The organism is Ruegeria sp. AA3 (genome assembly GCF_056542905.1).
Window position 1 is genome coordinate 63,811 of sequence record NZ_JBQGAQ010000005.1, and the last position, 12,707, is coordinate 76,517.

The following is a 12,707-nucleotide window of genomic DNA, read 5'->3' on the forward strand; positions in this document are numbered from 1 at the left end:
AAGCAGTACGAGCATCATTGCAGATCAGACGGTTCCAGTCGAGAATATCGTATTTGAGCGAGACGCGAGCATGTGTTGGCCATAAGATTGAGGGCAGAGTTCTCAGCGATTCCCACCGCCCAAATTTCCATTTTTTTGAATAGTCCTTAAAACCATTGGAACCTGATGCCGAAGTTGCGCAATAGGTGTTTGTAACGAAATAGCTATGACCACTTTGGGCTCAGAGCGGCCGTTCGGTGCGTTCCGTCTGAATGACCGTAGTGCGGGACGAAGCAGCCATCGAATGCGTGATCAGCCAGTGCTTCGACACAAGCTATAGCTATTCCGCCAGAACTCTCCCTTCGAGCTTTTGAGCGATTGGAGACAAACCGAATTTTCTTGAAAACTCTCGGCTAAATTGCGTCGGGCTTTCGTAGCCTACCTCGTATGCAGCGGCTGCGACGGAAAGGCCGTTAGACGACAACAACCTCCTCGCTTCCAGAAGGCGAAGATCCTTTTGGTACTGCAACGGTGTGGTAGCGGTCACGGTTTTGAAATGCTCATGGAACGCAGAAAGACTCATTCCGCACTCCGATGCCAACTCGGGAACCGCGATGTTTGTTTTGAAGTTGTTGCGAATGGTGGCAATCGTTTTCGAGATTCGGGTGGCCGGGCTGCCGTGGAGCAATAATTGCCGCAACGTGCCACCGTGCTCAGCGCGTAAAAGTCTGAAATGGATCTCTTTTAACGCCAGAGGAGCGAGTGCACGTGCTTCCACCGGGTCTTTGGATAGTCGGAATAAACGGTCCATTGCGTCTATTAGTGCAGTATCGGATGCCGCTACATTCAAAGAGCGTATGTCGTGGTCCGCTTCATCAACGCCGCCGATTTCATCATAGAGGCTACGAGCGAGCGCAAGGTCGAGCCGCAACGCAAGCGCCGCATAGGGGGCGTCAGGGCTTGCCTTGATCACAGCCGCTTCCACTGGAACTGCGTGGCTAACGATCAAGGCGTCGCCGGCTCCGTAGCGAACCACGCGGTCGCGCATGTAAGCTTCCTTGGCCCCTTGAAGTACCAGGCACAAGATCGGTTCATAAAACGATGCCGCGCATTCTGTGGTTTCGACGTTCGCGATTGCATAAAGTCCATCAACGCCGGTTTCACATCCCGTGCCAAGGCTCCCAGCATTTTCAACATGACTGAAAACCTCGTTGATCAGAGTTTCTGGCACCATTAGGGCATCTCCTTTGCTCAAGAATTATAGGCTCCTAGGAACTGTGTGGAACACAAAAGGCTATGCGACCGGAGAAATAGGCAGATCAATTGGACGATCGGGCACGGCGCTCATTGGCTACGATGCTATCTGGGAGGAAAACAAGATGAGGAATCCTCTCGCATGACCCAGACCATTTTGATTACCGGTGCTTCGTCCGGCATAGGCAAGGAAACCGCAAAGTTGTTCGCCGACCGCGGATGGAACGTAATTGCGACAATGCGTGCACCGGAAAAGGAGGAGGATCTGACGGGAAAAGACAACATTCTCGTCACGCGCCTCGATGTGACGGATGCTGCGTCAATCGAAACAGCTGTGGTGGCCGGGGTGGATAAATTCAACAAGATCGACGTGTTGATGAACAACGCAGGATACGGCGCATATGGTCCGCTTGAGGCGTTTCCAATGGACCGCGTCCGCCGACAGTTCGACACCAATGTAATCGGGCTGCTGGAAACGACAAAGGCCCTTCTGCCGCACATGCGTGCCAATCGGTCAGGTACGATCGTCAATATCTCTTCGATTGGTGGCCAGATGACTTTTCCGCTTGGGGCGTTGTATCACGGTACGAAGTTTGCCGTGGAAGGCATTTCCGAAGCCCTGCACTACGAGCTTGAGGCTGCGGGCGTCAAAGTGAAGCTCATTGAACCTGGAATGATCGCAACCGAATTTGGCGGACGCTCATTTGACTTCGTCAACGATGTAGAAATGACCGAGTACCAGCCAATTGTCCAAGCCTTGTTTGGCGTTTGGGGTAGCGAGGAAATGAGGTCACGAGCCTCTCCACCAAGTGTTGTGGCTGACGTCATCTGGGCCTCAGTGACCGATGGTACAAACACACTGCGCTACCGCGCCGGTGCGGATGCGGTTGAGCTTCTGAACAACCGAAAAGCCTTGGATGACGAGGCCTTCATCGGTGGGATGAAGACACAACTAGGTTTGCAATCCAGTTGAGGGCACCGGTCTCGCGACGACTAGTCCAGTCTACATAAAGAAGGATGACCACACCGACTAGGGCTCTAAATGACTTGCAATAAGAGCCCAGGACCCGGTGACTACAAGAACGGATTAACTGAGAGACAGTGAAGTTTTCAAACGCGAACAGTCCACCGACGAAAAGGAAGATAGATAGCCATGGCAATGTCACTAAAACTGAATGGCCAGACGCGCACGGTCGAGGCCGAACCCGGAACGCCGCTGCTTTGGGTGATCCGGGACGAACTCAAGCTGACTGGAACCAAATTCGGATGTGGCGTTGCCTCTTGTGGAGCATGTACCGTGCATATGGACGGTCAGCCAGTGCGCTCCTGCCAGACATTTATTGAGGATGTTGAGGACGCCGAGATCACCACAATCGAGGATATGGAAAATGACAAGGTTGGATCAGCCGTGCAACAAGCCTGGCTCGAACTAGATGTTGTGCAGTGTGGCTACTGCCAGTCCGGTCAGATCATGAACGCCGTTGGTCTTTTGCGCGAGAACGCCAATCCGACCCCTGAAGAAGTCGACGATTACATGTATGGCAACACGTGCCGCTGCGCGACCTACCAACGCATCCGTGCAGGTGTTCTGCGCGCGGCTGAGATTTTGGAGGCTTGAAAGACATGACTGCAAATATTTCCCGCCGGGGATTCCTCCAAACCGCCGCTGCAGCCACAACTGTCCTCTATGTCGGAGCAACAGCAGATGGTGCTGCAGCCGCATCAGGACGCGCCGATGCGATTTTGAATCCGTTTGTTAAGATCGACAGCGACGGCAACGTCGTCGCCATCATCAAACACTTCGAAAAGGGGCAAGGGCCAGCCACCGGTTTGTCGACCTTGATTGCCGAGGAACTGGGCGTGACTATGGACCAGATCGGGTTCGAATTCGCACCCTCGAACCCCGAAGTCTACAACAACCTGTTGTTTGGCCCGTTCCAAGGCACGGGCGGCTCAACGGCTATGGCCAATTCCTGGATGCAGTACCGCACGGCAGGCGCCAATGCGCGCGAGATGTTGATCAAAGCGGCCGCTGAGGTGTGGGGAGTAGACGCCGCGACGTTGGACATTCAGGCAGGCCTAGTCACTGGCGGCGGAAAATCCGCGCCACTGGGCGACTTCGTTGCCGTGGCGGCGGACGTTCCCCCGTCAGAAAGCCCGCGCCTGCGCGATCCCTCCGAATGGAAGATCATTGGAAGCGACGCCACACGCCGCGTTGACAGCCCCATCAAAGTGAACGGCCAAGCCAAATTCGGAATGGACGTGCACTTGCCCAACCAGATGGTTGTCATGATCAAGCGCACGCCTCAGCGTGGTGGCCTGGTCGCGGGCTTCGACGACAGCGCTGCGAAAGATGTTACGGGCTTCATCATGGCGATGCCCTTGCCCACTAACCACGGAGTCGCTGTCTATGCAGAGAACACCTGGGCCGCCATTCAGGCGCGGAGCGCGGTTGAAGTGGACTGGGACATGTCTGGGGCAGAGACACGCTCTTCGGCTGAGATCCGGGACGAGGTGATGGCCGCACTTGATGCCGCGCCCGTCTACAACGTCAATAAAGTAGATAGGGGCGCGGTCAGCGCTTCGGTTGATAACGCGGCGACCATTGTCGAAAAGACGTTTTACTTCCCGCTACTGGCCCATGCGCCGATGGAGCCGCTGAACTGTACCATTGAGCAGACGGCCGAAGGCGACATCGTCCTGCATGATGGGGCGCAAATGCCGACGGGTCCTCATATAGCTTATCAGCAGATATTCCAATTGCCGCCGGAAAAGATCCACATCAATACCATGCTGACCGGAGGCTCCTTCGGGCGCCGTGCAACCCCTGACGCCGACTATCAGGTCGAAGCCGCATTGGCCTTTGTGATGACAGATCGCTCGCGGCCTGTGAAACTGGTCTGGGATCGAGAGGATGACATCCGCGGCGGATACTACCGACCTGCAACGGGTCACAAGGTGCGAGTCGGTCTGGACGCCGAGGGCAATATCGCAGCGTGGGAGCATCAGGTCGCCGGTCAGTCGATTATGAAAGGCACTCCCTTCGAGTCGTTCACTGTTCAGGACGGCATTGACCACTCTTCGGTCGAAGGCCTTGCAGACAATCCTTACACCATTCCGAACATATCGGTGGGCCTGACGGATGTTAGAAAGGCCACGACGGTTCTGTGGTGGCGCTCTGTGGGTCACACGCACACAGCCTATGTGATGGAAGTGATGATGGACATGGCCGCCAAGGCTGTGGGCCGCGACCCGGTCGAATTCCGCCTGGCGTATCTTGAGGGCGGAGGCGACGACGCTGTACGTAAGGCAGGCGTACTGAAACTGGTTGCTGAGAAAGGCAATTGGGGCCAGCCAGCCGCCGGTAATGTCCAAGGGATCGCCGTTCACAAATCCTTTGGCTCTTACGTGGCAGAGATAGTAGAGATTTCCGGCAGCCTCGATGACGGTATTCAGATCGAAAAGGTCACCGCAGCTGTGGATTGCGGCATCGCTGTCAACCCGGACATTGTTCGCGCCCAAACGGAAGGGGCGATCGGTTACGGAATTGGCCACGCAATGCGCGAGCAGATTACACTTGATGGTGGAACGGTGGAACAGTTCAATTTCCCCGACTACGAACCGCTGCGGATCTCCGACATCAAGAGCATAGTGACGCACATTGTGCCTTCGGCCGAGGCGCCAACGGGGATTGGGGAGCCTGGGACGCCTCCGGCAGCGCCTGCCCTAGCCAATGCCATTGCACAGCTTGACGTGCGTATTGCAGAACTGCCGATGAGGGACAACGGCGTATCGTTCGCCTGACCATGGAAGCGCACCACGGATGTTCCATCTGTGGTGCGGCAACACCCATAGCAAAAAAGAATTCCGTCGTCTGCTTTCGTCACTAAGACCTTTTGGGATGTATCAGCTTTGGGCTCGGAGCAGCCATCCAAGCACTTCGCTCGAACGACTTCTTTGCCTTGCTTGCGAGGCAGTGCCTGGTCAGTCGATCAATTTCTGCAGTTCCCTGTCAGCGCGGATAAGTTCATTGATCGTCTTGCGCTTTTCCTCGGTTTCTCTCGACCGTTCCCCATGCATCCAAGACGGATGGCTTGGCCCAGCAGCATGCCCACCTCTCGCCCCATGCATGCGACAAACACTCCAACCTCGAACGGCGGGTGAGGCCGGTGGGTGGGGTGCGACACTCCGACTCGGCAGATGCTTCACGGCGCCATTCTGCTGATGCCGAGCAATGCGAAATCACATAAGGGGGCAGATAAGGGGGCTTAGAGTATCGGGGCCCACTAACCCATTGTTTTAATGAGAAAAGTGGCGGAGACGAAGGGATTCGAACCCTCGAGACGGTTTCCCGCCTACTCCCTTAGCAGGGGAGCGCCTTCGACCACTCGGCCACGTCTCCGCCGACGGGTATATCCTTGCAAGCGGCGGGAATACAAGGCGAAATTTCCAGTTGTGCCTCACTCCGACAAAATTGGTGAACTCTTTGAAATCACGGTAAAACACTCCGATTTACGTGGATTATGGGCAAGAATTGGATTTATTTTCTGAAGCAATTCCCAGCGACACACCACCCAACCACCAGGTTCGAAACACCACAACTCATCGAATCCCCGTTCAGTATCGCCGGGCCGACTGAAAGATCATTATCTGCCAACGAAGAATTTCTCCGGTTTCAATTCGAACCCATCTCCTCCAGGAAGTGGAGGTTGCGCATGTCAAAACAAACGGAAAAATGTTAGAAGTGTGCAGATACGACAGTTGAAATTGATGCGCACAATTTTGCGATCGTCATTTAGCAGAAACTTACCCCGTTCTTGACCATTCGCTACCTAGCTAAGCGCCGGCGTTGCAGCCGATCGTCGGTTGTACGGATTCGAAAACTTCATCGCCTGACGCCGGTTTCTTTTCCGGGTGAGTGCCCCTGCTTAAACCTGCTCAATTTACCACGGCTTGAAGAAGTCGACGATCCCATCCTGATATGGGTGATTGGTGGAAGAAAAGGTCGTACAGTCCTTCTTACACCACTTCTGGCAATCAAGGACCTTCGGTCGCTTAGCTAAAGATATCGGTTTTGTGACCGATGACGAGTTCGACCTGCAATTTGTCGACATCTTCGATCAGGTAAACGCTTTTGCCGAAGGTGCTCCGATCCACATGATCAACCCCGAGGTTTGGACCAGCGCAGAATGAGATTTGCGGCGATGGGCGCACCGATGATCACCAACACGATCCTTGTCAGATGGTGAGTGATCACAAAGCCCAGATCCGCGCCTGAGACGATGGCCAGAACCGTCATTTCGGCCTGCCCGCCGGGTGCGAAGGCCAGAAACGCTTCGACCGGTTTGCCAAACCCCAACGTGGTTACAACAGCTGTGAAGGCCGCTGCCAGCACGGCCAGCACAACCACGTAAGCGCAGCCCGCGGCCACGACCTTGCGCAACTCCACCCAGGTAACACCGACAAACTTCACGCCAATTCCGCACCCAATGAAGAATTGTGCAGCCAGGATGGCCTCGCGCGGTGGTCGTGTATGGATGAAGTCCCCGAGAGACAAAGCAGCCGTCAGGATCATCGGCCCCAGGATCGATGCGCCGAATAGGCCAATACGCTCGCCACCCTTCCAGCCGATAAAGGCAGCAAGCACCATCAGGGCCAGCTCGTGCAGCGGCAGGTCGCGTGCGGGTTCTCCGATCGGGTTTGTCAGCTCGGCGCCGTAAATCATGGTCAGAAACAGCGGGGCCAGCGTCACGATGATCAGCACGCGCGTGCCATGGATCAGCGACAAAGTGCGCGGGTTGGCTCCAGCTTCGGTCCCAAAAATGATCATGTCCTGCAAGCCGCCGGGCATGGCGGCATAGAATGCGGTTGTCGTATCGAAACCCCAGACCCGGCGGAAGAATGGTACGCCGATCAGTGCGATCAACAGGATGAAAAATGGGACCAGTGCAATCGACGCGGCCATTTTAGGCAATTCCGCAAATAGAGCAGGTGTAATTGATGCGCCCACCGCCACACCCAGAATGGTGCGCGCTGCCACTGACACCTGCCCGAACCCTTCCATCGGCGCATGCGCGAGGGCCGCAATCAGACAGGCGCTCATCGGACCAAACAGAAAGGGCAGCGGCAGATTCAACGTCCAGAAAACTCCGGTGCCAAGAAGTGCAAGGCCGAGTGTTACGGCCCGCTTTGTCAGAAGAGGCATTGTGTTGATCAGCGTGGGCAAGGAACGTTTTCCAGCGTCATTGACTCGTTGTGTATTCAACTGTATACAATAGGATGCAATAAGACAAGTGAGCCTAATGTGACCATACAGGACGACCCCTTACAGCCCGGCCCGCAAGGCTATTCCGCGTACCAACGTCTTTTGGACGATATTCGCGAAGGCAATCTTCTGCCCGGTGAACGCCTGCGAGAAATAGAGTTGTCTGAACGATTGGGAGTTAGCCGCACCCCGGTGCGCGAGGCGATCCGTCAATTGGAGGCTGATGGATTGGTGACCCATGTTCCACGGCAGGGCGCAACCGTGCGCAGTCTGGATTATGCAGAGGTGATGGAGCTCTATGAAATGCGCGCGGTGCTTGAGGGGACAGCTGCCCGTTTGGCCGCCCGCGCTGCGTCAGGTGTCGAACTGGATGAGCTTGAGGTTCTGAATGATCGACTGGCGGAGGCAGGCACGGGCCCGGACGCTGTGCGGATCAACTGGATTTTTCATGCGACACTGCTGGATGCAGCCAAGAACCGGTTTCTGGCAAAGTCGATGTTATCCTTGCAAAAGGCTCTGCTGGTCCTTGGGCCATCTCAACTGTTGGAGGGTGACAGGGCCGAGGCTGCGGTGGCCGAGCATCGGCGCATTATGGTGGCTTTGAATGCTCGCGACGGTGCAGCTGCTGAGACGGAGATGCGTGCGCATATTCAGGCCGCACAACGGATGCGCATCCGTGCATTGCAGGAACGCGACCGCAGGAGAGACGAAACCCAGTAGGTAATCTCGATATGGCCGCTCAAAACGAAGCTTGCGGTTTCGCTTTGGTCGAGAGCGGGAACGTAGCTCTCTGCGATGCGATGACTGTCGCCGAGGCAAGGGCGGGAATTTGATCCTCGAGACAGCAGCGAAACGCTATCGTGGTGGCAATACGCGCTACACATTCTAATTTCTCGGCATGCACTCCGGACCGCTGAGGCCTCTGACCGAGGGATACAACAGCACGAATTTCTGTTTGATCTGTTGAAGTTCGCTGACGGGAAAAATAACGAGCATCTGGCCCGCCCGGCGATCCGCGCGTCCGAGGAATGCCTGTCGTGGGTCGAGGAGCGGGTTGTCCGGTTCCTACCTTCGCTTTCTGGAGCCCTATCATTGTCCCGGAGCAACACGCTCTTCATGGGGGGCGGAAAGTCTCTGGAGAATGCAGATTACCGGACCGCGGTTGGTCTGGCGGTAGATATTCTGTGTAAAGCCGCTGTCACGCATTTGGAGCTGACTGACGATAAAGTCCAATGGGTGGATTACACCTAAGTAGGTGAATCCTGCCGGATTTCGCCAAAAGCAGTGATCGCTGTTTTGGGCGGTTTTCAGGCGTATACCTACTGGTTGATCCGCGTATGGGGTGAGCCTGCAAAGAGCTTACTGATCAAGGGAACGCCTTATAACTGCGGCGTGGTATTGCCGACCTTCTGGGTCAAGGCGTGGAAAGTGTAGGAGATCCGGCCCAATGACACGCCTTTGCCATCGACTGGCGCGCGCCAAAGTTCGCCGGAGGCATCGTCACCGCCTGGACTGCGTGCCGATTTTCATCGTCGTAAACAAGCGCGCCCAGCGGTTCTATGACGAGGGCGAGGATGTCTGGTCCAAGCATTGTGCGATTTGGGGATGTCTTGCCGCTGCGCAGACGTGACCCCGTACAATTTGCGCCTGAAAAGTTGTTCTGAGAACTGTTGATCAAATCCAATGATGTGGCTGTACCGAGCCTTGGATAAGAGATTTCAAAACGCGGGAAACGCAGGCAAATACCCCGATGCTTGCCAAATGCACCGGTTTGAGCGCATATTTGTCTAGATTTAATGGGTTGAATAACTAATCAGATTTAGCTCTCTGAGGCGACAGATATCGGGCGAGGGGTGATTTAACATCCCAGTGGGTACCTTTTGGGGGAAGGGGACTTGGGTTTGGCCTGGTTAAGATTGTTTTTTGTTTTCATGGTTCTGGCTGCATTACCGGCATCGGTCACGGCCTCTATCGGAAAGGTATTGAGTGCCAAGCAGGGCGCCGATGTAGTTCGCGCTGGCAAAAAGATACGTCTGCGTGAAGGGATGGAAGTTGTTTCCGGAGATACCATTTCTACCGACCGATCCGGCGTCGTACAGTTGTTGTTCGTAGATGATACCAAGATCGCAATCGGCCCGAATGCACAAATGGTGCTGGATGTCTCAATGTTGCGCGGAAAAAAGAAAGCAAAATCTTTCGCGGTTCAGGCCTTGGGTGGCAGTTTTCGATTCATTTCGGGTAAAAGTAAGAAAAGAGCCTATTCCATACAAACCCCCACAGCGACCATGGCTGTACGTGGCACAACCTTCGACATGTGGGTTGTACCGGGTAAGCAAAGTGCCATGCTGGTATTGGAAGGTAAGGTCCGCATGTGCAGTCGATCGGGTAGGTGCCGCTCGACCGGGCGCCAGTGCAGCCTGTTCGCGACTTCACTGGGTGGGAATGTTGGTCGCCCCGTCGACCAGGAACAATATGAGTTGGCCCTTAAGAATGGCTTTCCATTCGTTCAGTCTCAAAGGGATCTGCTGAGTCCGCTTCAGGTCGATTTTGGCGGATGCGCTAGGGAATCTGTTCCTCTTGCGGTTCGGCAATCAGACATTCCGGTTCAACGAAGCGCGGCGCCTCAAAGGGTCATTCAGACCCAAGTTGTGAGGGTGTCCAGAACTGAACCTTCTGAACCGGAACCTGAACCTGAACCTCCGACACCGGAACCCCCAGCGCCAGAGCCTGAACCAGACGTCAACTCAAATCGTTCTGGCCAAGGGGACGGTTCAAATCCTGCTGGTCGAACCGGACCTTCAGGCGGAACAGGGAACCCTGGCAAAGGCAAAGGTCCCGGGCATGGCAAGGGGAATAGTGGTAGCCCGGGTGATCGAGGCAACGCGTCCGCAGCCGCAAACAGGTAGGTGAAGACATCGCAAGCCTATTTTTCCCCCAGCGCCAAGGAGGCGAATGTGGCGGGTAAGATCAAAGCCAGAATTGGTCGACGACTGGGTTTTCGCCTGGCTGGTTTGGCGCTGATCTTGTTGGGTTGCTTCATAAGAATTCTAGACCCCTACCCCGTACGTATGTCTCGCCTGATCTACTTCGACGTGCTTCAGCGCATCTCGCCAAGGGAATACAACCCCGAATTACCGGTTAAGGTTCTGGATATAGACGAGCAGTCATTGGCTAACTGGGGTCAATGGCCCTGGCCGCGCACACTATTGGCGCAGATGGTTCAAAATCTAGGTAAAAACGGCGCGGCGGCCATAGCATTTGATATGCTGTTTGCCGAGCCTGACAGATATTCCCCCACGCGATTGCTCAATGACCCGGCGCTTGCAGGGGTTCTGACCGTTGAGCGTCATGCGCAAAAAGCCGACTACGATGTCGTGTTTGGGCTAGAGGTTGCTCATTGGCCAGTCGTACTAGGCACCGCCGCCCGAACATCCCAGGAAGGAAGTCAGATCAGCTCCAAGGCCGGCATCGTCGAGATCGGAGAAAACCCGACCGCGGGGTTGGTCTCGGTGCCTTACTGGACGCCAATTGCTCCACCTCTTGACCGCAGCGCCGCGGGAATTGGCGGCGTTAATGTCTCACCGATTGGGGGGATGGGCGTCGTACGACGTGTTCCAGCCTTGTGGGGTGGACCAGACGGCGCGCTGCCGGGGTTGGGCATCGAAGCTTTGAGAGTTGCTTTGGATGCCCCTTACATTCTGGTCGAGGGCTCTTCTGAGGAAGAAGGGATCGTACTTGCGGTCGAAATCGGGGATTTTCGACTGCCAACAACTGAAGATGGCGAGGTTTGGGTCAGGTATCGAAAAGATCAGCCAGATTTATATCTGTCGGCAGATGCAATCATGCAAAACCCTGATGATCCGGCGCTTCGATCAGAAATCGAGGGCCATATCATACTGGTGGGCACGTCTGCGGCCGGTTTGTTCGATATGCACCAGACAGCGTTGGGTGAGTCCGTACCAGGTGTTTCGATTCACGCGCAGCTTATCGAACAGATTTTAGTTGGTGATTTGCTGAGCAGATCTGATGTGACCGCCGCGCTGGAACTGGTGGCATTTGTGATTCTTGGCATTGTTGTCACCGTGGTGATGTCCAACTTTGGAGCGGTTGCATCATTTGTCACAGGCGGCGTAGCGGCAATGGTGGTGATCCTTATCAGCTGGCTTTCATTTCAGAATCAATCGATTTTGTTTGATGCGACCTTCCCTTTGGCCGGAGGAATGGCAAATTTCGGGTTGTTGGCAGGCTACCTGTTTATCTCAACCGAACGGGAAAAGCGAGTGATCCGTCAAACCTTTTCGCATTACGTAGCGCCCGAGATCCTCGATGAGATGGAGGCCAATGGGCATCAACTGCAATTGGGTGGAGAATCTCAGGAGATCACAGTGATGTTCTCGGATATTCGAGGATTTACCCCCTTGTCCGAGTCGGTATCCGCCACAGATTTGGTGGCTTTGCTAAACGCGCTTTTTTCTGAAATCGGGGACCAGATTCTTGTCGAACGCGGAACCATCGATAAGTTTATCGGCGATGCGGTCATGGCCTTCTGGAATGCGCCACTGCCGGTCGATGATCATCCGTGTCGCGCTGCATTGGCCGCATTGAAAATGCGGGTGGCGTTAGAGAATTTTAACTCTTCCTCCATTATGCGCGATCGTCCTCCGATTGCCCTCGCCACCGGGTGCGCGACGGGAGCCGCCTGTGTCGGCAATATCGGTTCGCGGCGTCGTTTCAACTATACGGTTATCGGGGATGTGGTGAATGTGGCGGCGCGGATCGAGCAGAATTGCCGACATGTGGATTACGACATACTTGTCTCACACTCGATACAGCAGGCCACAAAATCTGATCTGGCACTGCTCGAGGCGGGATTTGTTGATCTGAAGGGCAAGAGTGAACCAGAACCAGTTTACCTTCTTGTCGGTGACAGGGATCTAGCGGGCAGCGCTGAGTTTAAAGCGTTGGAGGCTGCGCATTTTAGGCTATTGGAAGCCGTTCGATCGCGGGCGTCACAGTTTGACGTTGCGAACCTAAGCAAAGAATGCGCAGCGCTCGCTGCGACAGTCGAGCCGGGTCTGGCATCATTCTATGGCACATTACCCGGCCGTGCTGCGGATTTTCGGTCAGAGATGGTGCATGCCCAACCGGTATTCAGTCATCATAATGGCCTGCGCGAAAACGCGACATAGTATCATCACCCGATTACTTT

At 55.1% G+C, this 12,707-nt stretch carries 11 protein-coding genes and 1 tRNA gene; 9 read left to right on the top strand and 3 right to left on the bottom strand.

The features are described from left to right. Nucleotides 1-319: 319 nt before the first annotated feature. Complete coding sequence (locus tag ACR0JR_RS10425) at nucleotides 320-1,213, bottom strand: AraC family transcriptional regulator (protein WP_480456091.1); 894 nt, start codon at nucleotides 1,211-1,213, stop codon at nucleotides 320-322. A gap of 162 nt (nucleotides 1,214-1,375) precedes the next feature. Between ACR0JR_RS10425 and ACR0JR_RS10430 the strand changes: the two genes are divergently transcribed. The 3 genes from ACR0JR_RS10430 (at nucleotide 1,376) to ACR0JR_RS10440 (ending at nucleotide 5,037) form a co-directional block, all read left to right on the top strand. Beyond that, entirely contained in the window at nucleotides 1,376-2,206 is an 831-nt protein-coding gene (locus ACR0JR_RS10430) for an SDR family oxidoreductase (protein ID WP_480456092.1), read from the top strand. Nucleotides 2,207-2,386: 180 nt separating this feature from the next. Next, nucleotides 2,387-2,851, top strand: coding sequence for a (2Fe-2S)-binding protein (locus ACR0JR_RS10435; protein ID WP_480456093.1), 465 nt, complete (start codon nucleotides 2,387-2,389; stop codon nucleotides 2,849-2,851). Nucleotides 2,852-2,856: 5 nt separating this feature from the next. Then, entirely contained in the window at nucleotides 2,857-5,037 is a 2,181-nt protein-coding gene (locus ACR0JR_RS10440; protein ID WP_480456094.1) for a xanthine dehydrogenase family protein molybdopterin-binding subunit, read from the top strand. 508 nt (nucleotides 5,038-5,545) lie between these two features. Here ACR0JR_RS10440 and ACR0JR_RS10445 read toward each other — a convergent pair. Next, a tRNA-Ser gene (locus ACR0JR_RS10445) sits at nucleotides 5,546-5,635 on the bottom strand. Between the two features lie 587 nt (nucleotides 5,636-6,222). On the opposite strand from ACR0JR_RS10445, the gene ACR0JR_RS10450 reads away from it, so the two are divergent. Beyond that, nucleotides 6,223-6,426, top strand: a complete 204-nt coding sequence (locus ACR0JR_RS10450; protein ID WP_480456095.1) for a hypothetical protein — start codon at nucleotides 6,223-6,225, stop codon at nucleotides 6,424-6,426. Here ACR0JR_RS10450 and ACR0JR_RS10455 read toward each other — a convergent pair. Beyond that, complete coding sequence (locus tag ACR0JR_RS10455) at nucleotides 6,395-7,438, bottom strand: AbrB family transcriptional regulator (RefSeq protein WP_480456096.1); 1,044 nt, start codon at nucleotides 7,436-7,438, stop codon at nucleotides 6,395-6,397. The genes ACR0JR_RS10450 and ACR0JR_RS10455 overlap by 32 nt on opposite strands. A 99-nt stretch (nucleotides 7,439-7,537) precedes the next feature. On the opposite strand from ACR0JR_RS10455, the gene ACR0JR_RS10460 reads away from it, so the two are divergent. The 5 genes from ACR0JR_RS10460 to ACR0JR_RS10480 all read left to right on the top strand — a co-directional run bounded on the left by ACR0JR_RS10460 (nucleotide 7,538) and on the right by ACR0JR_RS10480 (nucleotide 12,687). After that, nucleotides 7,538-8,218, top strand: coding sequence for a GntR family transcriptional regulator (locus ACR0JR_RS10460; protein WP_480456097.1), 681 nt, complete (start codon nucleotides 7,538-7,540; stop codon nucleotides 8,216-8,218). Between the two features lie 243 nt (nucleotides 8,219-8,461). Beyond that, nucleotides 8,462-8,749, top strand: coding sequence for a hypothetical protein (locus tag ACR0JR_RS10465; RefSeq protein ID WP_480456098.1), 288 nt, complete (start codon nucleotides 8,462-8,464; stop codon nucleotides 8,747-8,749). Nucleotides 8,750-8,945: 196 nt separating this feature from the next. Then, nucleotides 8,946-9,128, top strand: coding sequence for a hypothetical protein (locus tag ACR0JR_RS10470; RefSeq protein ID WP_170544856.1), 183 nt, complete (start codon nucleotides 8,946-8,948; stop codon nucleotides 9,126-9,128). A gap of 271 nt (nucleotides 9,129-9,399) precedes the next feature. Continuing rightward, nucleotides 9,400-10,404 (top strand): FecR family protein, encoded by a 1,005-nt coding sequence (locus ACR0JR_RS10475; protein ID WP_480456099.1) that lies wholly within the window; start codon nucleotides 9,400-9,402, stop codon nucleotides 10,402-10,404. Then, nucleotides 10,405-12,687, top strand: coding sequence for a CHASE2 domain-containing protein (locus tag ACR0JR_RS10480; protein WP_480456100.1), 2,283 nt, complete (start codon nucleotides 10,405-10,407; stop codon nucleotides 12,685-12,687). Nucleotides 12,688-12,707 lie beyond the last annotated feature (20 nt).